Here is a 23,496-nt window from a genome sequence, read left to right on the forward strand (position 1 = left end):
TGCGCGGGCGGCGCCCCCGGGTGTGACATGCGCCCCGGCGGCCGCGCGCCGTTGACACCGGGTGCCAGGGCTTCTAGCGTCTCGTCTGCTGAAGGTACTAAGCGGTTGCTCAGCCATCGGGAAGGTTCCTCGCGCGGGGATCGCGCGCCGGAGTGCCCCGACGTCCGCTGAGCGGCGATCCAAGGGCGAGGAGAACCAAGCATGTCCACCACCGAGCAGCGCGTCGCCATCGTGACCGGAGCGGCGCGGGGCATTGGCGCCGCCACCGCGGTACGCCTGGCGGCCGAGGGCCGCGCCGTCGCCGTACTCGACCTCGACGAGGCGGCCTGCAAGGACACCGTCGAGAAGATCACCGCCGCCGGGGGCAAGGCCCTGGCCGTCGGCTGCGACGTGTCGGACGGCGCGCAGGTGGAAGCCGCCGTCGCGCGGGTCGCCGCCGAGCTCGGCGCTCCGACCATCCTCGTTAACAACGCGGGCGTGCTCCGCGACAACCTGCTCTTCAAGATGAGCGAGTCCGACTGGGACACCGTGATGAACGTGCACCTCAAGGGCGCGTTCCTGATGGCCAAGGCCGTCCAGAAGCACATGGTGGACGCCAAGTTCGGCCGGATCGTGTCGCTGTCCTCCTCCTCGGCTCTCGGCAACCGCGGCCAGGCCAACTACTCGGCGGTCAAGGCGGGCCTCCAGGGCTTCACCAAGACCCTCGCCAAGGAGCTCGGCAAGTTCGGCATCACCGCCAACGCCGTCGCGCCCGGTTTCATCGTGACCGAGATGACCGCGCAGACCGCCGCCCGGGTCGGCATGGGCTTCGAGGAGTTCCAGGCCGCGGCCGCCACCCAGATCCCGGTGCAGCGCGTGGGGCACCCCGAGGACATCGCCAACGCCATCGCCTTCTTCACGGGCGACGCGGCGGGCTTCGTCTCCGGCCAGGTCATGTACGTCGCCGGCGGACCGCTCAACTGACCCGAAGGGCTACGGAACATCATGACTGTGCAGGACAGCGGGAAGGTCGCGCTCGTCACCGGAGCGAGCCGGGGCATCGGCTACGGCATCGCCGAGGCGCTGGTGGCCCGCGGCGACCGGGTGTGCATCACCGGGCGGGGCGAGGACGCGCTCAAGGAGGCCGTCGAGCGGCTGGGTGCCGACCGGGTGATCGGCGTCGCGGGCAAGGCCCACGACGAGGCGCACCAGGCGGTCGCCGTCGAGCGCACCATGGAGGCATTCGGCCGGGTCGACTTCCTGGTCAACAACGCGGGGACGAATCCGGTCTTCGGACCGCTCGCCGACCTCGACCTCGATGTCGCCCGCAAGGTCTTCGAGACGAATGTGGTCTCGGCGCTCGGATTCGCCCAGCGGACGTGGAAGGCCTGGCAGAAGGAGAACGGCGGGGCGATCGTGAACATCGCCTCGGTCGCGGGTCTCTCCGCCTCGCCCTTCGTCGGCGCGTACGGCGTGAGCAAGGCCGCCATGGTCAATCTGACCCTTCAACTGGCGCACGAGTTCGCGCCTGTCGTGCGCGTCAACGCCATCGCGCCCGCGGTCGTGAAGACGAAATTCGCCCGAGCACTGTACGAAGGCCGTGAGGAGGAGACCGCAGCCGGCTATCCGCTGGGCCGACTGGGAGTTCCCGAGGACATCGGCGGCGCCGCCGCGTTCCTCACATCGAGCCAGTCGGACTGGATCACGGGACAGACCCTGGTGGTCGACGGGGGAATCTTCCTCAACGCGGGCGTGGGCTGAACCGGCCTGAGCTGATTTGGCCCTGATTGACTCAAGTGCCCTGTCGGGCCTGCGGATTGACCCGACAGGGCACTGCGGTATGGTCTGCCGACCCATGGCTGATCGAGGAGCGTTCACGTGTTCTACCGGGCCAGTCTGCAGGCCGCTGCAGTCCTTGCTTCCCTATCACTGCTGGCAGGCTGCGGACTTCTTTCCGACAGCGGTTCGAAAGTCGAGCAGAAGATAGTCGTCGGTACGACCAGCGAGCCCTCGACCCTCGATCCGGCGGCGGCGTGGGACAACTCCTGGGAGCTGATGCGGAATGTCTTCCAGACCCTGGTGAGTTTCCCCACGGGCAGTACGAGCCCCGAGCCGGATGCCGCGGAATGGTGCAAGTTCACCGATACCACCAGCACCTCCTATCGGTGCAAGATCCGCGCGGGACTGAAATTCTCCAACGGGGACAAGCTCGACGCCGAAGCGGTCAAGTACTCCATCGACCGGATCACGGAGATCAAGTTCAAGGGCGGACCGGTCGGCATGCTCGGTTCGCTCGACCGCGTGGAGACGAAGGGGGACGACATCGTTGTTTTCCACCTCACGAAGCCGGACGCCACCTTCCCCTTCATTCTCGCCACGCCCGCGATGTCGCTGGTGGCACCGGGCGACTATTCCCAGCACAAGCTCCGCACCGATGGAAAGATCACCGGATCCGGTCCGTATCTCCTTGATTCGTACAAGCCCGGAAACCGGGCCGAACTGGTGAAGAATCCCGACTACAAGGGGTTCGCGGACCGCAAGAACGACGCGGTGACCATCCGGTACTTCAAGGAGTCCGCCCCCGTGGTCGCGGCGCTGCGGAAGAACCAGATCGACGCGATCTACCGCGGCCTCACCGCCGAGGAGGTCGTCAGCCTGGAGGACAGCCAGGACAAGGACAGCAAGCTGCAGATCGTCGAGACGGTCGGGGCGGACATCCGGTTCCTGGTCTTCAATCCCAAGGACCCGGCGGCCGGCAACGTGGCCGTGCGCCGGGCCATCGCCCAGCTCGTCGACCGTGACGCCCTGGTGGCCAAGGTCTACCAGGGCACGGCCGAGCCGCTGTACTCCATGGTCCCCAAGGGCATCGCCGGACACACCACCAGCTTCTTCGACGCCTACGGGGACCCGGACCGGGGCAAGGCGAAGCAGATCCTGGCCAAGGCGGGCATCACCAAGCCGGTCGAGCTGACCCTCTGGTTCACCACCGACCGGTACGGCTCCTCCACCGCCCCCGAGTTCGCCGAGCTGAAGCGTCAGCTGGAGAGCTCCGGACTGTTCAGGATCACGCTGAAGAGCAAGCCCTGGAAGACCTTCCAGGAGGGCTTCACCAAGGGCGAGTACCCCGTCTTCGGCCGCGGCTGGTTCCCCGACTTCCCGGACCCGGACAACTTCATCGCCCCCTTCGTCGGCAAGGAGAGCATCACGGGGATGCCGTACCTGAAGGACGAGATCACCAGGGAGATCCTGCCGCAGACCCGCAAGGAGAGCGACCGGGGCGCGGTCAGCAAGCAGTTCGAACGGGCCCAGAAGATCCTGGTCGACGACGTGCGGCTGCTCCCGCTGTGGCAGGGCAAGCTGTACGTCGCCTCGGGCGAGGACATCGGCGGCGGGGAGCGTGCCCTGGACCCGCAGACGGTCATGCAGATGTGGGAGCTGTACCGCAAGGCCAGCTGGTAGGCGTCCGACGGGGCTGGCGGGGTGCGTTGTCAGTGGCCCCCGGTAGGTTCTCGGATGAAAAGCCGATTGCTTACCGGAGGTTGTTGAAGTGACCGACACCGACCTGCTGCCCGAGTCCTGGAGCGGCGTCCTCGGCGAAGAGCTGCAGAAGCCGTACTTCAAGGAGCTCACCGAGTTCGTCGAGGAGGAACGGGCCAAGGGGCCGGTCTACCCCCCGCGCGACCAGGTCTTCGCCGCTCTGGACGCCACCCCCTACGACAAGGTGAAGGTCCTCGTCCTCGGCCAGGACCCCTACCACGGGGAGGGCCAGGGGCACGGACTCTGCTTCTCCGTGCGGCCGGGGGTGAAGACGCCTCCGTCGCTGCGGAACATCTACAAGGAGATGAAGGAGGAGCTCGGTCTCCCGGTCCCGGACAACGGATATCTGATGCCGTGGGCCGAGCAGGGCGTCCTCCTGCTCAACGCGGTGCTGACCGTGCGCGCGGGCGAGGCGAACTCGCACAAGGGCAAGGGCTGGGAGAAGTTCACCGACGCGGTCATCCGCGCGGTCGCGTCCCGCCCCGACCCGGCGGTCTTCGTGCTCTGGGGCAACTACGCCCAGAAGAAGCTTCCGCTGATCGACGAGGAGCGCCATGTGGTGGTGAAGGGGGCGCACCCCTCGCCGCTCTCGGCCAAGAAGTTCTTCGGCTCCAGCCCGTTCCGGCAGATCAACGCGGCCGTGGCCGCACAGGGGCACGAGGCCATCGACTGGCGCATCCCCGACCTGGGCTGAGACCCGGCTCCGGACCGGTCGGCGGCGGGCGTCCGGCGACCGGTCCGGGACGCCCGCCCGAGCCTCGGCGGTATCGGCCGCGTCTGCGGTTAGCGTCGAACGGTAACGGGGGGACGGTCGCTCAGGGAGGTCGCGGTGACGGAGCAGCGGGAGGCGTCCACGGACGCCGTCATGACCAGGATCGGCCAGGCGATCATGCTGCTGCACGGCGGCGACCGGGAGGAGGCCCGCAACCGTTTCGGTGAACTCTGGGCCGAGATCGGCGAGGACGGTGACGCCCTGCACCGGTGCACCCTCGCCCACTACCTGGCCGACACCCAGGACGACCCGGGTGACGAACTGGCCTGGGACCTGCGGGCGTTGACCGCGTGCGACGAGCTGACCGACGTGCGGGCGGCGCAGCACCCCGATGCCCCCGCGGTGTCCGCCTTCCGCCCCTCGCTCCATCTCAGCCTCGCCGCCGACTATCTGAAGCTCCGGCGGCCCGACGCGGCGCGGTTCCATCTCGACCGCGCCCGCGCCGCTTCCACCGTGCTCGCGGACGACGGGGCGGACGACGGGTACGGGGCGGGGGTGCGGGCGGCGATCGCGCTCCTGGAGCTGCGGCTGGACGGTCCGTGAGCGACGGCCCGTCCAGGGCGGGCGGGCCGTCGCTCGGTCCGGTGTTCCGGGCTCAGTGGCCGTAGGTGTCGTCGCAGATCCGGGACTGCGGGCTGCCCGCGGGCCAGTGCCCGTAGCCCCGTCCCAGCGCGCAGATGCCCGTTCCGGAGACGGGCGCGGGCGGAGCCGGGACGGGCACGGTCACGGCGGGCGGGGCGTGGTGCGGCCGGGTCCGTGTGACGGAGGGCTGCCGCCACTGCTGCCGCTGCTGCGGTCGCGGCGCGCGGGGCACCGGGTGGTGGGTCTCCCGTGGCACGCCGTCCGTGGGGCGGGACGCGGTGGCGGACGGCTCGGGGACCGGTACGGCTCCCAGCGAGTCGTGGACGGGCGGCAGCACGATCTGCGGAGACAGGTCCTGGGTGGGCCCGCTGCTCCGGGGCCGGGGCGGGACGTCCGCATGCGGCTGCACGGACACACAGCCGGACAGCGTCGTGACGGCCACGCCGACCAGCAGGCTCACGGTGATTCTGGTTCGTTGCACCTGATCACTCTGAGGCGTGGACGGCGCTCCGGTGAGCCGGTCGGCCGTGATTGGTCCGCACGGGTGACACCGGTCAGTGCCGCCCCCACCGCGGTCCCAGCATTCCGCTCAGCAGTTCGGCGAAGCCGGTGCGCAGCTCCTCCTCGCTCGGGACGGAGCGGCTGAACGACCCCGCGGCGCACGAGAACATCAGCCCCTCGCACCAGGCCACCAGGGACAGGGCGTGCCGTTCCGGCTCGGCCGATCCGGCGGCCGCCAGCAGCGCGACCAGTGGTTCGCGGAACTGCCGGCCGGTGGCGTCGAAGAACTCCCGCAGCTCCGGGCGCCGGGTCGCCTCCAGGGCGAGCTCGTAGCGGCAGATGAGCAGGTCGGGGTGGCGGGTGAGATAGCGGTGCAGCGCCACCGCGAGACCGGCGACCAGCGCCGTCGCCCCGGGCGCCGGACCGTGGTCCGGGCCGCCGTTCGCACCGTCGTGCGCGCCGGTGTCCGGGGCGGCGCCCGGGACCGGGAGTTCGCCGGGGGCGAGCACCCGCGCCTCCCGCTCGGCCAGCCGTCGCACCGCCACCTCCAGCAGGGCCTGCCGGGTCCGTGCGTAGTTGGACGTCGAGCCCTGGGGGAGTCCGGCGCGCTCGTCCACCGCGCGGTGGGTCAGCCCCCGCATCCCGCGTTCGGTGAGGAGGCCGAGGGCGGCGTCGGCGATGAGATCGGCCCGGGAGGTACCGGGGGTGGTGCGTGTGGCCATGGGGTCAACCTACCGGCGGAACTACAGCCGTAGTACGGTGAGTCGTCACTACGGATGTAGTGCCGGAGCTCCCGGCCTGTGATCCCGATGCATCATGGAGGAGTAATGGACAAGCCCCGTGCCGTCGTCATCGGCAGCGGAATCGGTGGCCTCACCGCGGCGGTGGCCCTGCACGGACGTGGCTGGCGGGTCACCGTGCTGGAGCGCGCGGCCTCCCTGGAGCCGGTCGGGGCCGGTATCGCGCTCGCCCCCAACTCCCAGCGCGCCCTGGACGTCATCGGCCTGGGCGACGAGATCCGGGCCCTCGCCGCCTGGCAGGGCATGGGCGGCATACGCGCCCCCGGCGGCCGCTGGCTCTCCCGTACGGACAGCGCCGCCGCGGCCGCGCGGTTCGGCGGACCGGTCGTCCTGCTGCACCGGGCCACCCTCGTCGACCGACTCGTGGCCCGGCTGCCCCGGGACACCGTCCGGACGGGCACCGCCGCGGAGCTGCTGGACCCGGGGACGGCGGGCGGCGCGCCCGCCGTGGTCGGGACGGCGGGCGGAGACGTCGAGGCCGATCTCGTCGTCGGCGCCGACGGCATCGGCTCGGCGGTACGGAGCGCCCTCTTCCCCGGTCATCCCGGCCCCTCGTACGCCGGATTCACCACCTGGCGCATCGTCGTCCCCGCGACCGGGCGGCCCTTCGCCCCGCACGAGACCTGGGGGCGCGGCGAGCTCTGGGGCTCCCAGCCGCTCAAGGACGGCCGGATCTACGCCTACGGAGCCGCGGTCGCCCCCGCCGGAGGCCGTGCCGCCGACGGCGAGAAGGCCGAACTGCTGCGCCGGTTCGGCGACTGGCACGACCCGGTTCCCGCACTCGTCGCCGCCGCCGACCCCGGCCAGGTGCTCCGCAACGACGTCCACCACCTGATCGACCCCCTGCCGTCCTTCCACCGGGGCCGCACCGTCCTCGTCGGCGACTCCGCGCACGCGATGGCGCCGAACCTCGGCCAGGGCGGCAACCAGGCGATCGAGGACGCGATCGTGCTCGCCCACCGGCTGGAGCCGGGCGGGGACCTCGGCGCCGGGGCGGCGGCGTACACCGCCGACCGGCTGCCCCGGACGACGGCCGTCGTCCGCAGGTCCGCACGGGCCGCCCGGCTGATGCGCCTGACCGGTGCGCCCGCCGTCGCGACGCGTGACGCGCTGGTGTCGCTGGCCTCCCGCTTCGGGCCCACCCTGGTCCTGCGCACCTTCGACGGGATAGCCGACTGGCGGCCGCCGCGGCCCACGTATGCTGCCCCTCGCGAGGCGGGCACCGCGCCGGTGGACGCCGAACAGTGAGAGGAAGACCCCCTGTGAAGGTCGGCTGCATCGGGCTCGGCGACATCGCGCAGAAGGCATATCTGCCGGTTCTGACCACCCTGCCCGGGGTCGAACTGCATCTGCAGACCCGCACCCCCGCCACCCTGGCCGCGGTCGCCGAGACCCACCGGATCCCGGCCGCGCAGTGCCACACCGACCTCGGAGCACTGATCGCACAGGGGCTCGACGCCGCTTTCGTCCACGCCCCCACGACCGCGCATCCGGAGATCGTGACCCGGCTGCTGGAGGCGGGGGTCGCCACCTACGTCGACAAGCCGCTGGCATACGAACTCGGCGAGTCCCAGCGGCTGGTGGCCCTGGCGCGGGAGCGCGGAACGAGTCTCGCCGTCGGCTTCAACCGCAGGGTCGCGCCCGGCTACGCGCAGTGCGCCGAGCAGCCGCGCGAACTGATCCTCATGCAGAAGAACCGGGTGGGCATGCCGGAGGATCCGCGCACCCTGGTGCTCGACGACTTCATCCACGTCGTCGACACCCTCCGCTTCCTGGCGCCGGGACCGGTCGAGGACACCGTCGTGCGGGCCAGGATCCGTGAGGGACTGATGCACCATGTCGTGCTGCAGCTGTCCGGCGACGGATTCACCGCCATCGGCACGATGAACCGGCTCAGCGGGTCGACGGAGGAACGCCTTGAGGTCTCCGGCCAGGACGCCAAGCGCGAAGTCGTCAACCTCGCCGAGGTGATCGACCACCGGGGGCAGCCGAGCCTGCGGCGGCGCGGTGACTGGGTGCCGGTGGCCCGTCAGCGCGGCATCGAACAGAGCGTGCTCTCGTTCCTGGACGCCGTACACGCCGGAAAGGTGCTGAGCGCCGAGGACGCCCTGCGGACCCACGAACTCTGCGAACACATCCTGCGAGAGCTGGACTGCGCCTGAGGACCGCGCCCGACGCGCCGCGTCCGATCACCGCCCCCGAGGCCGGGCGCGGTGGTCGGACTCCGGATGCGTCCGACCCCGCTCCGGTGCAGGCTGGGGTGATGGACCGCCGGCCGCGGAGGTGACCTCGTGAGACCCCACGACGAGCCGAAGGGCTGGAGCGAGCTCCAGCCACCGCCGGGCTACTACTCGGCCGACGGGCGCCCGCCCGACCAGACGCAGCGCGTCCTGATCCTCGACTGGGCGGTGAGTCAGCGGATCGCGAGCGGCTGGCGGGTGGAATCCCGCTCGGGCACCCAGGCCGTCATGGTCCGGGGACACCCGCCGAACCATGTGCTGCACGCCGTCCTGACGGCGTTCACCTGCTTCCTCTGGGGTGCCGTGTGGCTGGTGCTGTCCGTGACCAACAAGGTCGAGCGGGTCTCCCTCACCGTCGACGCCCGGGGCGACATCGTCGCGGTGAACGGCCCCTGACCCGCGGGGAACCGCGTGCCGGCGACCGTCCCCCTCGGGTCGGATTCACGGCCCCGAGCGGACGAAGAGCCCGGCGGCGGCCACGTCCCGCACCCCGGCGGTCCCGGCCCGGCCCCGCCTTCCCGGTGAGCGGGCCGCTTCGACGGCGCAGTACACGACCAGCACCGCCGCCGCCCCCTGGAGCGGCCAGTCGCCCAGCCGCACGTACAGCGTGGTGCCCGTCGCCCGCGGTACGTCGAACACGGCGGCCCCGCGGGTGTCCGTACCGAGCGGGGAGCCGACCCGCGCGCCCCGGGGGCCGTACACCGCGCTGACGCCGGTGAGGGTGGCGTGCACCACCGGGCGGCCGGTCTCGGCGGCCCGCAGCGCGCCCAGCGAGGCATGCTGTTCGGGTGCCCAGCTGTGCTGGAACGACGAGGTGGACGACTGGTCGACCAGCACCTGCGCACCGTCCAGGGTGAGCCGGCGGCTCATGTCGGGGAACGCGGACTCGAAGCAGATCAGCGGCCCGATGCGCAGCCCCTTCCCGCCGTCGGCCCCGGGCAGCGACATCGTCGCCTGCCGGGTGCCCCGCAACCGGTCCTCGCCCGCCGCCCGGCCCAGGGACGTGGCCCAGCCCAGCAGCGAACGGGCCGGGACGTACTCACCGAACGGCACCAGCCGCATCTTGTCGTACCGGTCCCCGGTCAGCCCCTCCGGGCCCACCAGCACCGCCGACTTGAAGATCCCCGTCCGGCCCGCCCGGTCGGTCTGCCGGGCATCCACATCGACCAGCACATCCGCGCCCACCCGGCGCGAGAGGGCGGCGATCCGGGCGGTGACGTCCGGGTGGCGAGCGAGGTCCACGCCCACACTGCTCTCGCCCCACACCACCAGGTCGAGATCGCGTCCCGCCAGCGAGCCGGTCAGCCGCTCACTGCTCGCGAGCCGGTCCGTCACGCCGTGCGGCCCCGCGAAGACACCCGGCTGCACGACGGCGATCCTCGCCACCCCGGTCTCCTCCGGCTGCGGCGCCCACCTCGCCGTCGACGTCACCGCCAGGGCGCACACCGCGAGGCCCACCGCGGCCACCGTGCGGGCGGCCGCGGTCACGAACAGCAGGGCGACCGCCGTGTTCACCGCCACCACCACGAAGCTCACCAGCCACACCCCGCCCACGGACGCCACCCGGAGCGCGGGAGCCACCTGCCACTGAGTGGCACCGAGCAGCCCCCAGGGCCCGCCGAGCGCCTCCCAGGAACGGGCCAGTTCGATCATCAGCCAGCCGCAGGGCACCACCACGAGCGCGCGGGCGGCGGCCGGGCCGGACACCGTCCCGGCCAGGGTCCGGTGGACCAGCAGCCCCCAGGGAGCCCACAGCAGACCGAGCAGAGCCGCGAGGACCACGATGAACACATGGAGGCTGGGCATCAGCCAGTGATGCACCGCGAGCATGTAGCCGGTGCCGCCGAGCCAGCCCTCCAGGGCCGCGCGGCGCCCCGTTCCGGCGGAGCGGACGAGCAGCAGCCACGGCACCAGCCCGAAACCCGCGAACCACCACAGGGACGGTGCGGGAAACGCCAGGGCGGGCAGCGCACCCGCGAGCAGTGCGAGGGCGCCGCGCCACCGGGCGGACCGCGGCATCCGCTTCCACCGTTCGCTTTGACCGGCCGGAATCCGCATGGAGCGCCTCCTCGTCCTGCCTGCTCAGCAGTCTCCCCCGCCTTCCCGTTCCGCAGTTCTTCCCCGGTGCGGGGGACCGGAAGCACGGGAGGGCCGGGATCAGCCCGCGGGGGAGAGGCTCCCGGTGCCGCGCCACTTCTCGTGGACGGTCACGGTACGGATCCGCCAGCCGCTGTCCGTACGCGACAGCGAGAACGTGTACCGGCCGCCGGAGACGAAGTTCGGCGTGGTGACCCCCGGCCCCGCCCCGCTCCCGTCGGCCGGGGCGCCCTCCAGCCGCATCGGGTTCAGATAGTCGGCCCGTGCCTCGGCCCGGTCGCCGGGAAAGCCGTCCGAGTCCTCGATGTCGAGCCGCCGGTTGACGATCAGGTGCTGACGTACGGGGAAGAGGAGCATCGTCTCCGCCAGCCACCGGGCGACCTCGTGCGCCGGCCCCTCGACACCTCCGGCTTCGCGGTAGTCGGCCCTGCCGTCCGCGGTGAACAGCGCCTGATAATCCGCCCAGGCGCCGTCGTCCACCGCCCTCGCATAGCCGGTGATCACTGCGTCGATGGACAGCCGGTCCATCACGGTCGCGAGATCCACGCGCTGTGTCATCGGGTCAGTCTCCGCCCGCCGGCGTGCGAGGCCAAGAGGCGTGCACGCACGGCGGGGGCGGTGCCGTCGTCAGCAGGGCACCACGGCGACCGGGCCGAGCGCGTGGGTGAGGGTGGTCTGGGCGACGGGGGAGAGCCCGAGCCCGAGGGACTCGCCGCCCCGGCGCCGCCCGATCACGGTCAGCGCCGCGCTCGCCGACGCCGTGACCAGGGTGCGGGAGGCGGAGCCGCCGACCGGCTCCCTGACGACATCCACCTGCGGGTACTTCTCCCGCCATCCGGCGGTGAGTTCCGCGAGGGTCCGTTCGGCCGAGTCCGCGACCGCGTCCCGGTCGAACGCCGGGCCGCCGGACAGGATCGAGGAGAACATCGTCCAGCCGTGCACGATCCGCAGCCGCGCGCCGGGACGGGCGGCGGCGGTCTCGAAGGCGAACTCCAGCACGCCTTCGCTGCTTTCGTCGGCGGCCACCCCCGCGACGAGGTCGGTGGCCGGCTCCGTCCTCGGTTCCTCGCCCCCTTCGGACGGCCCGCCGCGCACCACGACGACGGGGCAGTCGGCCATCGAGGCGGTCGCCAGGCTGTTGGAGCCGAGCAGCAGGGACCGGAAGCCGCCGAGACCACGGGAGCCGACGACCACCAGCGAGGCGTTGCGGCTGAGCGAGGTGAGCGCCGCGGAGGCGAAGTCCATCGGCGTCAGCGTCGAGGGGCGCAGCTCCGGGGCGATCTGGGCCACTCTCCGTACGCACCGGTCGAGCAGTTCCTCCGCCTCGCGGAGCAGGGTGTCCTGCACGACGCGCCGGTCGGGCGTCCGGGCGTGCACGATGGTCAGCCCGAGCCCTCGTCGTACGGCTTCGTGGGCGGCCCAGTCGAGCGCTTCCAGGCTGTGCGAGGAGCCGTCGACCGCGGCGATCACGGGATGGTCGGTGCTGGTCATGAATTCCCTCCAGATTCCGGCGGTGCGTGTCCCAGGCTCGTCGGCGCGGACACGGTGCGGCAGGGACTTTCGACCCTATCCGTCCGGAAGATCCGGGGCATTCCGCCGCCCGCGCGGGCCCCTGTACCCAGGCCCTTTGACCTTCCCCCCGGGGCAGGCCCCAGCATCGGTACCCGGTTCCGAGGAGGGGAGAGGCCCGGATGGAGACGCGTTGTGTCGTGCTCGACATCGGCGGAGTGCTGGAGACGACCCCGGCGACGGGGTGGGACGAGGAGTGGGAGCGGCGGCTCGGTCTGCCGACGGGTTCCATGCACCGGAGACTGGACGGCGTCTGGGAGGCCGGGAGTCTCGGCAGGATCACCGAGGACGAGGTCCGGGCCCGGATCGCGGCGGAGCTGGGCCTGGACGCGGCGGGGACGGACGCCTTCATGGCCGACCTGTGGGACGAGTACCTCGGCAGTCCCAACACGGAGCTGATCGCTCATGTGCGCGGCCTGCGGACCCGCTGCCGCCTGGGCATCCTGAGCAACAGCTTCGTGGGGGCCCGGGAGAGGGAGCAGAGGCTGTACGGTTTCGGCGATCTGGTGGACGACATCGTGTATTCGCACGAGATCGGGGTCGCCAAGCCCTCGCCGGCGGCCTTCGAGATCACATGCGCCCGGCTCGGTGTCCGGCCCGGGGACTGCCTTTTCGTCGACGACGTCGAGGCCAATGTCGCCGCGGCGGAGGCGTTCGGGATGCGGGGGCTCCTGTTCGCGGGCAACACGGAGGCGATCGCGGGCATCGAGGCGCACGTGGCACGCGGTTGTGCCTTCTGAGGCCCGTCACCCGCCGTCCGCCGCGATTGTCAGTGCCGGGTGCGATCCTGCCCCCATGGACGAGCTGATGCGGCAGCGGCGCGTGTACGGCGCCGACCACGACGATCCCGACCCGGGGCCCCGGCCGGGCCACAGCTACCGGGAGCTGGTGGGCGGCCCGCTGGACGGCCTGCTCCTGGACGTGACGGGCTGGACGGACCGGGCACTGCGCGAGGGCGCGGCGCTGGACACGGAGATCGGGCGGTTCGGTCCGGGCGGCAGCGCGGAGTACGGTCCGCGCGACGGCGATCCCGTCCGCTGGGACTGGCGGGGCGACCTGCCCTGATCCGCCGTGCCCGTGCGGGCGACGGCCGGGCCCCTCCCAGGGTCTTTCGTTCGGACAGGGTCTTTCGTTCGGATCGGGCACCGGGGCACGCGGGCCCGGCACGACCCGCACGAAAGACCTCGGGGCCCGGTGCTCCGGCAGGAGAACGGGGCCGCTCACCAGGACCGCTTCCCCGAACCGCTCGATACTGGACGCATGGCACAGAAGACATCCGGACCGCATGCTCCGCCCACCCTGACGCTCAAGGGCCGGAACGTACGCGTCCGCACCATTGGGGCCGTGATACTGGCGGGGCTCGCGATCTGGTTCGTCGCCGCGAACACCGGATCGACCGCCGTCCGGCTGTGGATTCCCACTCTCACCCTGCCGCTCTGGGCGGTACTGGCCGTGACCCTGGTCGTCGGGATGGTCCTGGGCGGATATCTTTTCCGCCGCCGCGCGAGGCGCTGAGCGCGGGCCCGTCCCGCCCGTGTGCCCGCCCGGCCGCTCGCGCCCAGCACAGTTCGAGCGGTCCCGCCTGTCGTGGCCGCGTGTGCGACCACCCGTCTTCCCTCCGGGTGCGCTTCTCGCCGAGCGATGTCTAATCTTGTTCCGGTGGCCCACTGGGCATGCCGGCGCGGTGCAGTCGACACCCCGGCCAGCAGCGGTCACCCTCTCGTCCGGCGACGGTCGTCATCGACACCTCGCGGACTTCCTCCTAGAGGGAAGAGGAATCGAGTATGAGTGCACATCGCATCCGCACGAGCGCCGCGGCGATCGCCGCTGTGGTGGCCCTCCCCCTTTCGCTCGGCGCCTTCGCTCCACAAGCGTCCGCTGACACACCGAGTCCGTTCGGTACCGGATGTTCCTCGCTGCCCAACAGCGGCAAGGGCAGCACCACCGAGATGTCCAAGGAACGCGTGGCGACCGCGGCGGCCAACAACCCGAAACTGACCAAGCTGGCACTCGCGTTGAAGGATGCCGGGCTCACCACGAAGCTCAACGACTCGAAGCACATCACGGTCTTCGCTCCCACGAACGCGGCCTTCGACAAGGTCTCCAAGATGCAGCTCGCCGACCTCCTCAAGGACAAGGCGCAGCTGAAGAAGGTCCTGACCTACCACGTCGTGGACAAGGCCATCACCCCCAGCGAGCTTCCCAACGGCAGCTTCAAGACGCTGGAGGGCTCCACGCTCAAGACCTCCGGGTCGGGCGAGTCGTTCAAGGTCAATGACACCGCGAAGATCGTCTGCGGCGACATCAAGACGGCCAACGCGACGGTGTACCTCGTCGACGAGGTCCTCATGCCTCCGTCCTAGAAGCAGTCCCGCTCCGGTCCCGGTGGGGCCGGAGCGGCTGAACGGCCCCGTCTCGGCGTTCTGCGGAGGCGGGGCCGTTCACCGCCGGACCGGTGCGCGGCCCACCGGCGTCACGCGGGATGTCCGGCGTTCAGCTGGTGCGACAAGTCGCGGCGCTGACGATGAAGTGGTTCGTGGCCTGCGCGGAGACCGCCGTGCCTGTGGCAGAGCTGAGACCGCGCCACCGTGCGGGGCCGCTGCCCGAGGGGCCCCGCACGGAGGACGACTGGTCAGCCCGCGGACTCGCCCGCGTGCGGGCTCAGTACACCCGCGGCCACCAGGGCGAACAGCAGGATGCCGAGCAGGACGCGGTAGATGACGAACGGCATGAAGCTCTTGGTGGTAATGAACTTCATAAACCAGGCAATTACGGCATATCCGACACCGAACGCGATGACCGTGGCGAAGATCGTCGGCCCCCACGCCACATGACCCTCGCCCGCGTCCTTCAACTCGAAGACGCCCGAGGCGAGTACCGCCGGGACCGCGAGCAGGAAGGAGTACCGGGCCGCGGCCTCGCGGGTGTAACCCATCAGCAGACCACCGCTGATGGTGGCTCCGGAGCGGGAGACGCCCGGGACCAGGGCCATCGCCTGGCAGAAGCCGAAGATCAGGCCGTCCTTCACCCCGAGTTCCTTGAGCGTCTTGCGCTCCTTGCCGGCCCGGTGCCTCCCGCCCGCGTCGTCGCGGGCGGCGAGGCGGTCGGCGAAGCCCAGGACGATGCCCATCACGATCAGCGTGGTGGCGATCAGCCGCAGATCACGGAACGGGCCCTCGATCTGGTCCTTGAGCGTCACACCCAGTACGCCGATGGGGATGGAGCCGACGATGACCAGCCAGCCCATCTGGGCGTCGTGGTCGCCGCGCATCGAACGGTCGGTCAGCGAACGGAACCAGGCCGAGACGATCCGCACGATGTCCTTGCGGAAGTAGATGAGGACTGCCGCCTCCGTGCCGATCTGGGTGATGGCGGTGAACGCCGCACCCGGGTCGTGCCAGCCGGCGAACGCGGCGGTGAGCCGCAGATGTGCGCTGGAGGAGATCGGCAGGAACTCGGTCAGTCCCTGAACGAGGCCCAGGACGAACGATTCGAACCAGCTCATGGGGGTTTGGCCATCCCGGAGGTGAGCGTGCATCGGCCGACGGCGAGGGCCGTCGGCAGCGTGCGCATTGCGGTCAAAAGAGGGCAGGGCCACAAGGGGCCCGGAGGTCTTCGGTCGGTCGCGGGCAGGGTACCGCCCTCAGATGAACAGCTGTGTGCGCACCCCGGGCGCCCCGCCCGCCGTACGCCCGGCTCACCCGGCGTTCAGCCGGTGGCGCTTGCGCCAGGCGACGACGGCCGCGGCGACTCCGGTCAGCACGATGAACCCCATCGCGGCCAGGAACGCGGGCGACGTCGGCGACGAGGCCTCGCTGCCCGCCACGACGTACGCCGCGGTGTTCGGGACCGAGCCGATCCCGGTGGCCACCAGGAACGGCGGGTACCCCATGCGGGACACCGCCGCGCAGTAGTTGGCCGCCGCGAACGGCACGCCCGGGAAGAGCCGCAGCGCCAGCATCGAGCGGAACCCGTGCCTGCTCAGCTGACCGTCCGCGGCCCTGAGCCACCGCCCGCGCAGCAGCGTGCGCAACGCGTCCTGCCCCAGCACCCTGCCCAGCGCGAACGAGATCCCCGCGCCGAGCACCGTTCCCGCCAGCGCGGCGGCCAGCCCGGCCTGCGTGCCGAAGAGCGCGCCGGCGGCCAGATTGAGCAGCGGCCTCGGGACGAAGGCCACGGTGCACACCCCGTACGCCGCTCCGAAGAGGGCCACCGCGACGGCGCCGCCGTCGAGCTGGGCGGGCCAGCCGGTGGCGAGCAGCCGCTGGGGTTCGAGGAGGAGCATCGCCGCGGCAGCGCCCAGCAGTACGGCCACGAGCAGCGAGAGGCGGGACCAGGGCGAGAGCAGCGCCCTCGTGCAGCGCACGGCGAGGCCGGTGGCGGGCCGGGTGGCGGGGGCGGGGTCGAGCATGCGGGGAGAGTAACCGACACCCGGGTGTGATCGCCGTAACGTGCGCCCCGGAAGCCGGGCGGCCGATGCCGTGCCACCGGCCCGCTCCGATGACGGGGCCGCCCGGATCCCCGGCCGGGTCCGGGCGTCCGCCCCAAAACCATTCGACGCGGCGATGTCCGTCGGACATCATCGGACCCATGTTCCGGTACGCCTTCCTCGCAGCGTCGTCCGCAGTCGCGGACGCGCCGAAGGCTGCCGTGACTTCTGCCGCAGCAGCGTTCACCGGCGCCGCAGCGCCCATCGGCGGCGCCCGAAGCTGACCCTCCCCCGACAGTCCGGCGGACCCCGCAAGGGGAGGGTCGGCGGGGCCCTGGGGTCTTCTCTCTCAGCTTCGAACACCAAGGACCGAACCATGTCCAAGACGGCATACGTGCGCACCAAGCCGCACCTCAACATCGGCACCATGGGCCACGTCGACCACGGCAAGACCACCCTGACCGCCGCCATCACCAAGGTCCTCAGCGAGCGCGGAACCGGCACCTTCGTCCCGTTCGACCGGATCGACCGGGCGCCGGAGGAGACGCAGCGCGGCATCACCATCAACATCGCGCACGTCGAGTACGAGACCGACACCCGTCACTACGCGCATGTCGACATGCCGGGGCACGCCGACTACATCAAGAACATGGTCACCGGAGCCGCCCAGCTCGACGGGGCGATCCTGGTCGTCTCCGCGCTCGACGGGATCATGCCGCAGACCGCCGAACACGTGCTGCTCGCCCGCCAGGTGGGCGTCGACCACATCGTCGTCGCCCTCAACAAGGCGGACGCCGTCGACGACGAGGACACCGTGCTGGCCGACCTGGTCGAGCTGGAGGTCCGCGAGCTGCTCTCCGCGCACGGCTACGGCGGGGACTCCGTCCCGGTCGTACGGGTGTCGGGCCTGAAGGCGCTGGAGGGCGACCCGCGCTGGACGGCGGCCGTCGAGGCGCTCCTGGACGCCGTCGACACCTATGTGCCGATGCCGGTCCGGTACACCGACGCGCCGTTCCTGCTGTCGGTGGAGAACGTCCTGACCATCACCGGCCGGGGCACCGTCGTCACCGGAGCCGTCGAGCGCGGCACCGTCCGCACCGGGGACCGGGTGTCGGTGCTCGGGCCGGACCCGGACATCGAGACGGTCGTCACCGGTCTGGAGACCTTCGGGAAGCCGATGGAGTCCGCGGAGGCCGGTGACAACGTGGCCCTGCTGCTGCGCGGTGTGGAGCGCGACCGGGTCCGCCGCGGCCATGTCGTCGCGGCGCCGGGCAGTGTGACGCCGAGTCGGCGTTTCACCGCGCAGGTGTACGTCCTGTCGGCGCGGGAGGGCGGCCGGACCACCCCGGTGACCACGGGCTACCGGCCGCAGTTCTACATCCGCACCGCGGATGTCGTCGGTGACGTCGACCTCGGCGAGGCGGCGGTGGCGCGTCCGGGCGACACGGTCGACGTGACCGTCGAGCTGGGGCGTGACGTCCCGCTGGAGACCGGACTCGGCTTCGCGATCCGTGAGGGCGGCCGCACGGTCGGCGCCGGCACCGTCACCGGCCTGCTCTGAACCGCGGCGCACCAAGGGCCCGCCCCCGTACCCCACGGGCGGCGGGCCCGGCGGCGTGCGCGAGACTGACGGCATGACGGACACAGCACTGGTCCTGGGCTCCGGCGGCGTCACCGGCGGAGCCTGGGAGACCGGAATCCTGCACGGGCTCGCGCGGTCGGGAGCGGACGTCTCCGCGGCGGATCTGATCATCGGCAGCTCGGCCGGGGCGCTGGTCGGCGCACAGCTGGCCTCCGGACTGCTCGGCCTGCCCGAACTCTACGAACTCCAGCTCGCCGATCCCCGGGACATCACGGGCGGCGGGCTCGGCGTGCTCACCCTGCTGCGCTACGCGCGCGCCGTGCTGTCCGCCCGGACCCCCGAGGCGTACGGCCGGAAGCTCGGCAGGATCGCCCTGGGCGCCCGGCCCCGCGTCAGCGCCGAGGACCGGCGCGCCGCCGTCGCGAGCCGTCTGCTGTCGCCCGAGTGGCCGGGGCGCCCGCTGACCGTCACCGCCGTCGACGCCACGACCGGCGAACTCCACACCTTCGACAGGGACGGCGGGGTCTGCCTCGCCGACGCCGTCACCGCGAGCTGCGCGGTCCCCGGTGTCTGGCCCGTCGCCCGCGCCGGAGGGCGGGACTGGATCGACGGCGGAGTGCACTCCACGGCCAACGCCCAGCTCGCCGCCGGATACGGACGCGTCGTCGTCATCGCCCCGTCGGCCGGCGGCAGCAGGGCCATCGCCTCACCGGGTTCGCAGGCGGCCGCGCTCGCCGCGAACGGCGCCCGGGTCGAGGTCATCACCCCGGACGCGGCGGCCAGGAAGGCGTTCGGGCGCAACCCCCTCGATCCGAGCCGCAGGGCCGCGGCCGCCCGCGCCGGTCTCGCCCAGTCGGCGGCCCACGCCCACTCCGTGGCCGCGGTGCTCAGCGCCTGATCCACCCCGCACAATGGGGGAGTGAACGACTCGATACCGGTCATCCGCGACGTGGACCAGGGCACCGCGAGACTCCTCCCCGACGTGGACCGGGAGCGGGCCTGGCTGCTCACCGTCGACGGCGCGCCCCAGTCCTACGTCGACCTCGACGCGCCGGACCACCTGGAGTTCGAGTACGCGCGACGGCTCGCCCATGTCGTCGACTGCGCGGCGGCACCGGGAGCGCCGCTGGACGTCCTCCACCTCGGCGGCGGGGCGCTCACCCTGCCCCGGTACGTCGCCGCCACCAGACCCGGCTCCCGGCAGGACGTCGCGGAGGCGGACCTCGGGCTCCTCGAACTGGTCGCCGAGCATCTGCCGGTCCCCGAGAGCGACGGGATCACCGTGCACGGCACCGACGCCCGCGGCCTGCTGGAGCGGACCGCGCCCGGCTCCGTCGACCTCCTGATCGCGGATGTCTTCGGCGGCTCGCGCGTGCCCGCCCACCTCACCTCCGTCGAGTACGCACGGGCCGCCCGCCGGTCGCTGCGCGAGCACGGCATCTACGCCGCCAACCTCGCGGACGGCGCGCCCTTCGGCTTCCTCCGCTCCCAACTGGCCACCTTCGCGGCCGCCTTCGAGGAACTCGCGCTGATCGCCGAACCCGCGGTACTGCGCGGCCGACGCTTCGGCAACCTCGTCCTGGTCGCCTCCCCGAGCCCCCTCGACACCGCGACGCTGACCCGCCGCTGCGCCGCCGACGCCTTCCCCGCCCGGGTCGAGCACGGCGCCGCGCTGGACCGGCTGGCCGGTGCGGCCCGGCCGGTCGGGGACGACGAGGCGGTCGCCTCGCCCGAGCCGCCCGACGGCGCCTTCAGCATCGGCTGAGACAGGCCCCGGTCCTTCGCCGCCCCGGCGGTGACCGGGCCCCGGGTCGGCCGGCGTACCTCCGGAACGCGCAGCGCCGCCCCGGTGACCGGCACGATCAGCGCCGCCCGGCCCCACAGCGCCGCTCCCCGGGCGGCCAGCGGGCCGTACCCGGACTCCGCCGCACCCAGCGCGGCGACGACCGCCGAGCGCTGATGGCCGCGACGCTCCACAGCCGGGGCGGCGGGTGAACTCCTGCCGGCCGTCGCGCGGCTCGGCGAGCGGACCGCCGCCCGCCTCCGGAACGGCGAACGCCGCCGCGATCAGCGAGCCCCGGGTACCCGGGTTCGTGATGATCGCGGCGGCGGTCAGCAGACGGTGGTCGCGGCCGGGACGCGGTGGACGGGGCGCGGGACGACGGTCACCGGGCGACCATCGCCTCCGCACCCCGGCCGTGCCCATCGCGTTCCGGGGAGGCGGAGGGGGTCAGTCGGTCTTGACGACGTCCACCAGCCGCACGGTGCTGAGGATCTTCTGGATCGTCGAGTCCGGGAGCTCGTCCTTGACGGAAGCGGCTCCGTACAGGACCCAGGACGCGAACTCACCCTTCTTGTTCTTGAAGGTGAAGGCGATGGTCTTGCCGTCGCTGTCGCACTTCTTCCGCTTCGTGACGTTCGGCGCGGTCGCGGTGACCACCTGGCCGGTCAGACCCGACTTGGTGGTGTACTGCTTCGCCTCGGTGAACTTGATGGTGCTCTGCGGCATGTGCTGGGCGTAGGCGGCCCACGCCCAGGTACCGGCCTCGCTGTGGGCGTTCTTCGCCGCGTCGGTGGCGCCCTGGGCACCCCTGGTGCCGGCACTGGCGAGGCTCATGTCCTCCATGGTGCCGTCCTTGTCCGAGTCCTCCTCGCACCACTTCTTCTGGAGGAACGCGGGAGCGGAGAAGCCGATGAGGGGCGAGCCGTCGCCCTTCTTGTCGTCCTCGAAGTACGAGAACGTGCCGGGCGTCCCGACCTCCCAGTCGCCGGGCACGTCGAACTGGGTGCCCCACTTGGGGTTGGTGACGACCTTCCAGCCGGCTATCAGGGGCTTGGGATCCCCGTCGTCGCTGCGCGGGTTCGCCTCGTCCGTGGCGGACCCGGTCGGCTTGGCGGGCGCCGAGGACTGCTTGTCGTCCGCGACGTCCTTGCTCCTGTCGTCCTTCTTGTTCATGACGACGACTCCTGTCACCACGGCGGCCACGACGACAGCGGTGGCCGCGACGATCGCGACGGCGGTGGTCTTCTTCTTGTTGCCGTCGCCCGGCTGCGGGCCACCGGGCGGACCGGGCACCGCGTACTGCGGCACGGTCTGCTGCTGGTACGGGTTCGGCTGCTGCTGGTAGCCGGGCTGCTGGCCCTGCTGCTGGTACCCCGGCTGCTGGCCGGATTGTCCCTGCTGCTGATATCCCGGCTGCTGATAGGGATTCGGCTGCTGGTACCCCGGTTGCTGGTACGGGTTCTGATTCTGGTCCTGCGGGTTTTGCTCGCCCCCGGGCGGCTGCTGTCCTGGCCACATGGCGAGTAACGATAGAGGGGTGGTGGCCGGTCTGCTACGCCCGCCCCCGTGTGCGGACGGTGAAGGACGCGATCGGGGGCGGACACGGGAGGGGCGCGGGGATGGCCAAGAATCTCTACCCGTGAGTAACATCTGGCCATGAGCGCTGAACAGATGACCGTCGGCGAGATGCTCGTCGCGACGGTCCCGATGGCCCGGACCCTCAATCTCGAATTCCTGGAGACGACCGCCGACCGCGCGGTGGTCCGACTGCCGGACCAGGCCGAATACCACAACCACATCGGCGGACCGCACGCCGGAGCGATGTTCACCCTGGCCGAATCGGCGAGCGGCGCGATCGTCATCGCCGCCTTCGGCGACCAGCTGTCGCGCGCCGTGCCGCTGGCCGTGAAGGCGGAGATCGGCTACAAGAAGCTGGCCAAGGGAGTCGTCACCGCGACGGCGACGCTCGGTCGCACGGTGGCCGAGGTCGTCGCCGAACTCGACGCGGGCGAGCGGCCGGAGTTCCCCGTCGCCATCGAGATCCGACGCGAGGACGGCGCGGTGACCGGAGAGATGACGGTCGTCTGGACGCTGCGCCCCAACGCCTGATCCCAGCCGGTTGTGCCGAGGGCCGCCACGCACCCAACGAGAGGGCGCGCGGCGGCTTTTCGTACTGTCCGGGCAGTCGGCGGGGCAGGTAGGCTTCCCGCCGTGCGCCGAGGAGTTGCCCGGCGGGCGACGGACATCAGTTTCGGAGGAATCGGCGTTGCACATCCAGGAATGGCTGGAGACCATCCCCGCGGTCAGCGTCTACGCCCTGGTGGGCGTGGTCATCGGGCTGGAGAGCCTCGGCATCCCGCTGCCGGGCGAGATCGTGCTGGTCAGTGCGGCGCTGCTGGCCGCCGGGCACGACGGGATCAACCCCTGGATCCTCGGTGCCTGCGCCTCCGCCGGAGCGGTCATCGGCGACTCGATCGGATACGCCATCGGCCGCAAGGGCGGCCGGCCGATGCTGGCCTGGCTGGGCGGGAAGTTCCCCAAGCACTTCGGTGAGAGCCAGATCGGGATGGCGGAGCGCTCGTTCCAGAAGTGGGGCATGTGGGCGGTGTTCTTCGGCCGTTTCGTGGCGCTGCTGAGGATCTTCGCCGGGCCTCTCGCGGGCGTGCTGCACATGCCGTACTGGAAGTTCCTGATCGCCAATGTGCTCGGTGGCATCGTCTGGGCGGGCGGCACCACGGCCGTCATCTACACGGTGGGGGTCGTCGCCGAGGCCTGGCTCAAGCGGTTCTCCTACCTCGGCCTGGTGGCGGCGGTGCTGATCGGCATCGCCTCGATGCTGATCGTGAAGAACCGGGCCAAGAAGGCGGCGGCGCGCGCGTCGGGCGACCCCGCGCCCGAGCCGATGGCGGTTCCGGCCGCGGACTGACCGGCCGGAGAGGCCACGTCGCGGGCGCCGGGCGCATGGAGCCGCTCCGGCGCCCGCTTCCGTACGCTCCCGGCCCCGCTCAGCCCTCGTGGGCCCGGCGGTGCGCCTCGGCCAGATCCACGTAGCCCACCGCGTTGAACCTGATGCCTTCGAGCTCCTCCTCGGTCAGCTGCCGCTTGACCTTGGCGGGGACCCCGGCGACCAGCGAGCCGGGCGGCACCTGCATTCCCTGCGGGACCAGAGCCTGCGCCGCGATCAGCGAACCGGCGCCGATGCGGGCACCGTTGAGGATGGTGGAGCCCATGCCGACGAGGACGTCGTCCTCGATGACGCAGCCGTGGAGCACGGCGTTGTGCCCGACCGAGACGCGCTCGCCGACCGTGACGGTGAACCCGGGGTCGACATGCACGCTGCAGTTGTCCTGGATGTTGCTGTCGGCCCCGATCACGATCGGGCCGCAGTCGGCGCGCAGTACGGCGTGGTACCAGACGCTGGAGCCCGCGGCCATCGTGACCTCGCCGATGACGACCGAGGTCGGCGCCGCGAAGGCGCCCTCGTCGATGTCCGGCTCCTTGCCGCCCATTCCCGTGATCAACGCCTGCTCCGCCATCGCGCGTTCCTCCGTGCCCAGGTGTGGTGCGGCCGTGGTGGTCCGGTCCCGGCAGCCGGCCGCGGCTGTTCGATCGCGTCAGGGGAACC

The 23,496-nt window shown here is 71.8% G+C and carries 26 protein-coding genes; 17 read left to right on the top strand and 9 right to left on the bottom strand.

Features of this window, described 5'->3' with window-relative positions; genetic code table 11:
- Positions 1 to 201: 201 nt before the first annotated feature.
- The 5 genes from fabG to ACFVFH_RS33835 all read left to right on the top strand — a co-directional run bounded on the left by fabG (position 202) and on the right by ACFVFH_RS33835 (position 4,831).
- Complete coding sequence (gene fabG, locus ACFVFH_RS33815) at positions 202 to 963, top strand: 3-oxoacyl-ACP reductase FabG (protein ID WP_383776177.1); 762 nt, start codon at positions 202 to 204, stop codon at positions 961 to 963.
- 21 nt (positions 964 to 984) lie between these two features.
- Positions 985 to 1,740 (top strand): SDR family oxidoreductase, encoded by a 756-nt coding sequence (locus ACFVFH_RS33820; protein WP_383776179.1) that lies wholly within the window; start codon positions 985 to 987, stop codon positions 1,738 to 1,740.
- Between the two features lie 117 nt (positions 1,741 to 1,857).
- Positions 1,858 to 3,438: an ABC transporter substrate-binding protein gene (locus ACFVFH_RS33825; RefSeq protein ID WP_383776181.1), complete on the top strand. Its 1,581-nt coding sequence runs from the start codon at positions 1,858 to 1,860 to the stop codon at positions 3,436 to 3,438.
- Positions 3,439 to 3,526: 88 nt separating this feature from the next.
- Positions 3,527 to 4,210, top strand: coding sequence for a uracil-DNA glycosylase (locus tag ACFVFH_RS33830; protein ID WP_093548962.1), 684 nt, complete (start codon positions 3,527 to 3,529; stop codon positions 4,208 to 4,210).
- 135 nt (positions 4,211 to 4,345) lie between these two features.
- Positions 4,346 to 4,831 carry a hypothetical protein gene (locus tag ACFVFH_RS33835; protein ID WP_383776183.1) on the top strand — a complete coding sequence of 162 codons (486 nt, stop codon included), beginning with the start codon at positions 4,346 to 4,348 and terminating at the stop codon, positions 4,829 to 4,831.
- Positions 4,832 to 4,883: 52 nt separating this feature from the next.
- On the opposite strand, the gene ACFVFH_RS33840 is transcribed toward ACFVFH_RS33835, so the two are convergent.
- Both ACFVFH_RS33840 and ACFVFH_RS33845 read right to left on the bottom strand, forming a co-directional pair.
- Positions 4,884 to 5,351: a hypothetical protein gene (locus ACFVFH_RS33840; RefSeq protein WP_383776186.1), complete on the bottom strand. Its 468-nt coding sequence runs from the start codon at positions 5,349 to 5,351 to the stop codon at positions 4,884 to 4,886.
- 73 nt (positions 5,352 to 5,424) lie between these two features.
- Positions 5,425 to 6,093 carry a TetR/AcrR family transcriptional regulator gene (locus ACFVFH_RS33845; RefSeq protein WP_383776188.1) on the bottom strand — a complete coding sequence of 223 codons (669 nt, stop codon included), beginning with the start codon at positions 6,091 to 6,093 and terminating at the stop codon, positions 5,425 to 5,427.
- 105 nt (positions 6,094 to 6,198) lie between these two features.
- Here ACFVFH_RS33845 and ACFVFH_RS33850 point away from each other — a divergent pair, with 105 nt between their 5' ends.
- The 3 genes from ACFVFH_RS33850 (at position 6,199) to ACFVFH_RS33860 (ending at position 8,807) form a co-directional block, all read left to right on the top strand.
- Positions 6,199 to 7,419, top strand: coding sequence for an FAD-dependent monooxygenase (locus ACFVFH_RS33850; protein WP_383776191.1), 1,221 nt, complete (start codon positions 6,199 to 6,201; stop codon positions 7,417 to 7,419).
- A gap of 14 nt (positions 7,420 to 7,433) precedes the next feature.
- Positions 7,434 to 8,333: a Gfo/Idh/MocA family protein gene (locus ACFVFH_RS33855; RefSeq protein WP_383776193.1), complete on the top strand. Its 900-nt coding sequence runs from the start codon at positions 7,434 to 7,436 to the stop codon at positions 8,331 to 8,333.
- 129 nt (positions 8,334 to 8,462) lie between these two features.
- Positions 8,463 to 8,807, top strand: coding sequence for a hypothetical protein (locus ACFVFH_RS33860; RefSeq protein ID WP_383776196.1), 345 nt, complete (start codon positions 8,463 to 8,465; stop codon positions 8,805 to 8,807).
- 45 nt (positions 8,808 to 8,852) lie between these two features.
- On the opposite strand, the gene lnt is transcribed toward ACFVFH_RS33860, so the two are convergent.
- The 3 genes from lnt to ACFVFH_RS33875 all read right to left on the bottom strand — a co-directional run bounded on the left by lnt (position 8,853) and on the right by ACFVFH_RS33875 (position 11,999).
- Entirely contained in the window at positions 8,853 to 10,430 is a 1,578-nt protein-coding gene (gene lnt / locus ACFVFH_RS33865) for an apolipoprotein N-acyltransferase (RefSeq protein ID WP_383776198.1), read from the bottom strand.
- 138 nt (positions 10,431 to 10,568) lie between these two features.
- On the bottom strand, positions 10,569 to 11,066 hold the full coding sequence (locus ACFVFH_RS33870) for a nuclear transport factor 2 family protein (protein WP_383776201.1): 498 nt from the start codon (positions 11,064 to 11,066) through the stop codon (positions 10,569 to 10,571).
- Positions 11,067 to 11,135: 69 nt separating this feature from the next.
- Positions 11,136 to 11,999 carry a universal stress protein gene (locus tag ACFVFH_RS33875; protein ID WP_383776204.1) on the bottom strand — a complete coding sequence of 288 codons (864 nt, stop codon included), beginning with the start codon at positions 11,997 to 11,999 and terminating at the stop codon, positions 11,136 to 11,138.
- 200 nt (positions 12,000 to 12,199) lie between these two features.
- Here ACFVFH_RS33875 and ACFVFH_RS33880 point away from each other — a divergent pair, with 200 nt between their 5' ends.
- From ACFVFH_RS33880 to ACFVFH_RS33895, 4 genes are all read left to right on the top strand, one after another.
- Complete coding sequence (locus ACFVFH_RS33880) at positions 12,200 to 12,817, top strand: HAD-IA family hydrolase (protein WP_383776207.1); 618 nt, start codon at positions 12,200 to 12,202, stop codon at positions 12,815 to 12,817.
- A gap of 55 nt (positions 12,818 to 12,872) precedes the next feature.
- The gene (locus ACFVFH_RS33885; protein ID WP_383776209.1) at positions 12,873 to 13,142 is read left to right on the top strand and encodes a hypothetical protein; all 270 of its coding nucleotides are present in this window, start codon (positions 12,873 to 12,875) and stop codon (positions 13,140 to 13,142) included.
- Positions 13,143 to 13,337: 195 nt separating this feature from the next.
- Entirely contained in the window at positions 13,338 to 13,592 is a 255-nt protein-coding gene (locus ACFVFH_RS33890) for a LapA family protein (protein WP_383776212.1), read from the top strand.
- 269 nt (positions 13,593 to 13,861) lie between these two features.
- Positions 13,862 to 14,440: a fasciclin domain-containing protein gene (locus ACFVFH_RS33895; RefSeq protein ID WP_383776215.1), complete on the top strand. Its 579-nt coding sequence runs from the start codon at positions 13,862 to 13,864 to the stop codon at positions 14,438 to 14,440.
- A gap of 269 nt (positions 14,441 to 14,709) precedes the next feature.
- Here ACFVFH_RS33895 and ACFVFH_RS33900 read toward each other — a convergent pair whose 3' ends face one another.
- Both ACFVFH_RS33900 and ACFVFH_RS33905 read right to left on the bottom strand, forming a co-directional pair.
- Positions 14,710 to 15,582 carry an undecaprenyl-diphosphate phosphatase gene (locus ACFVFH_RS33900; RefSeq protein WP_383776217.1) on the bottom strand — a complete coding sequence of 291 codons (873 nt, stop codon included), beginning with the start codon at positions 15,580 to 15,582 and terminating at the stop codon, positions 14,710 to 14,712.
- Positions 15,583 to 15,774: 192 nt separating this feature from the next.
- Positions 15,775 to 16,488 (bottom strand): TVP38/TMEM64 family protein, encoded by a 714-nt coding sequence (locus ACFVFH_RS33905; RefSeq protein WP_383776219.1) that lies wholly within the window; start codon positions 16,486 to 16,488, stop codon positions 15,775 to 15,777.
- A gap of 394 nt (positions 16,489 to 16,882) precedes the next feature.
- Here ACFVFH_RS33905 and tuf point away from each other — a divergent pair, with 394 nt between their 5' ends.
- From tuf to ACFVFH_RS33920, 3 genes are all read left to right on the top strand, one after another.
- The gene (tuf, locus tag ACFVFH_RS33910) at positions 16,883 to 18,067 is read left to right on the top strand and encodes an elongation factor Tu (RefSeq protein WP_383776222.1); all 1,185 of its coding nucleotides are present in this window, start codon (positions 16,883 to 16,885) and stop codon (positions 18,065 to 18,067) included.
- A 73-nt stretch (positions 18,068 to 18,140) separates the two neighbouring features.
- Positions 18,141 to 18,986, top strand: a complete 846-nt coding sequence (locus tag ACFVFH_RS33915; RefSeq protein ID WP_383776225.1) for a patatin-like phospholipase family protein — start codon at positions 18,141 to 18,143, stop codon at positions 18,984 to 18,986.
- Positions 18,987 to 19,007: 21 nt separating this feature from the next.
- Positions 19,008 to 19,853: a spermidine synthase gene (locus ACFVFH_RS33920; protein WP_383776227.1), complete on the top strand. Its 846-nt coding sequence runs from the start codon at positions 19,008 to 19,010 to the stop codon at positions 19,851 to 19,853.
- Between the two features lie 465 nt (positions 19,854 to 20,318).
- Here the strand turns inward: ACFVFH_RS33920 and ACFVFH_RS33925 are convergent, their stop codons facing one another.
- Positions 20,319 to 21,389: a hypothetical protein gene (locus tag ACFVFH_RS33925; RefSeq protein WP_383776230.1), complete on the bottom strand. Its 1,071-nt coding sequence runs from the start codon at positions 21,387 to 21,389 to the stop codon at positions 20,319 to 20,321.
- 153 nt (positions 21,390 to 21,542) lie between these two features.
- Between ACFVFH_RS33925 and ACFVFH_RS33930 the strand changes: the two genes are divergently transcribed.
- Positions 21,543 to 21,980 (top strand): DUF4442 domain-containing protein, encoded by a 438-nt coding sequence (locus ACFVFH_RS33930; protein WP_383776382.1) that lies wholly within the window; start codon positions 21,543 to 21,545, stop codon positions 21,978 to 21,980.
- Between the two features lie 157 nt (positions 21,981 to 22,137).
- Positions 22,138 to 22,797: a DedA family protein gene (locus ACFVFH_RS33935; protein WP_383776232.1), complete on the top strand. Its 660-nt coding sequence runs from the start codon at positions 22,138 to 22,140 to the stop codon at positions 22,795 to 22,797.
- Between the two features lie 79 nt (positions 22,798 to 22,876).
- Here the strand turns inward: ACFVFH_RS33935 and ACFVFH_RS33940 are convergent, their stop codons facing one another.
- Positions 22,877 to 23,407, bottom strand: a complete 531-nt coding sequence (locus ACFVFH_RS33940; protein ID WP_383776235.1) for a gamma carbonic anhydrase family protein — start codon at positions 23,405 to 23,407, stop codon at positions 22,877 to 22,879.
- Positions 23,408 to 23,496 lie beyond the last annotated feature (89 nt).

Source organism: Streptomyces sp. NPDC057697, assembly GCF_042799335.1.
In the GTDB taxonomy this organism is placed as follows: Bacteria; Actinomycetota; Actinomycetes; order Streptomycetales; family Streptomycetaceae; genus Streptomyces.

Excerpts from the sequence above, each read along its gene's own strand:
- fabG (WP_383776177.1), top strand. The coding sequence starts at position 202 with ATGTCCACCACCGAGCAGCGCGTCGCCATCGTGACCGGAGCGGCGCGG.
- ACFVFH_RS33820 (WP_383776179.1), top strand. The coding sequence starts at position 985 with ATGACTGTGCAGGACAGCGGGAAGGTCGCGCTCGTCACCGGAGCGAGC.
- ACFVFH_RS33845 (WP_383776188.1), bottom strand. The coding sequence starts at position 6,093 with ATGGCCACACGCACCACCCCCGGTACCTCCCGGGCCGATCTCATCGCC.
- ACFVFH_RS33850 (WP_383776191.1), top strand. The coding sequence starts at position 6,199 with ATGGACAAGCCCCGTGCCGTCGTCATCGGCAGCGGAATCGGTGGCCTC.
- lnt (WP_383776198.1), bottom strand. The coding sequence starts at position 10,430 with ATGCCGCGGTCCGCCCGGTGGCGCGGCGCCCTCGCACTGCTCGCGGGT.
- ACFVFH_RS33870 (WP_383776201.1), bottom strand. The coding sequence starts at position 11,066 with ATGACACAGCGCGTGGATCTCGCGACCGTGATGGACCGGCTGTCCATC.
- ACFVFH_RS33875 (WP_383776204.1), bottom strand. The coding sequence starts at position 11,999 with ATGACCAGCACCGACCATCCCGTGATCGCCGCGGTCGACGGCTCCTCG.
- ACFVFH_RS33880 (WP_383776207.1), top strand. The coding sequence starts at position 12,200 with ATGGAGACGCGTTGTGTCGTGCTCGACATCGGCGGAGTGCTGGAGACG.
- ACFVFH_RS33885 (WP_383776209.1), top strand. The coding sequence starts at position 12,873 with ATGGACGAGCTGATGCGGCAGCGGCGCGTGTACGGCGCCGACCACGAC.
- ACFVFH_RS33890 (WP_383776212.1), top strand. The coding sequence starts at position 13,338 with ATGGCACAGAAGACATCCGGACCGCATGCTCCGCCCACCCTGACGCTC.
- ACFVFH_RS33895 (WP_383776215.1), top strand. The coding sequence starts at position 13,862 with ATGAGTGCACATCGCATCCGCACGAGCGCCGCGGCGATCGCCGCTGTG.
- ACFVFH_RS33900 (WP_383776217.1), bottom strand. The coding sequence starts at position 15,582 with ATGAGCTGGTTCGAATCGTTCGTCCTGGGCCTCGTTCAGGGACTGACC.
- ACFVFH_RS33905 (WP_383776219.1), bottom strand. The coding sequence starts at position 16,488 with ATGCTCGACCCCGCCCCCGCCACCCGGCCCGCCACCGGCCTCGCCGTG.
- tuf (WP_383776222.1), top strand. The coding sequence starts at position 16,883 with ATGTCCAAGACGGCATACGTGCGCACCAAGCCGCACCTCAACATCGGC.
- ACFVFH_RS33915 (WP_383776225.1), top strand. The coding sequence starts at position 18,141 with ATGACGGACACAGCACTGGTCCTGGGCTCCGGCGGCGTCACCGGCGGA.
- ACFVFH_RS33925 (WP_383776230.1), bottom strand. The coding sequence starts at position 21,389 with ATGTGGCCAGGACAGCAGCCGCCCGGGGGCGAGCAAAACCCGCAGGAC.
- ACFVFH_RS33930 (WP_383776382.1), top strand. The coding sequence starts at position 21,543 with ATGACCGTCGGCGAGATGCTCGTCGCGACGGTCCCGATGGCCCGGACC.
- ACFVFH_RS33940 (WP_383776235.1), bottom strand. The coding sequence starts at position 23,407 with ATGGCGGAGCAGGCGTTGATCACGGGAATGGGCGGCAAGGAGCCGGAC.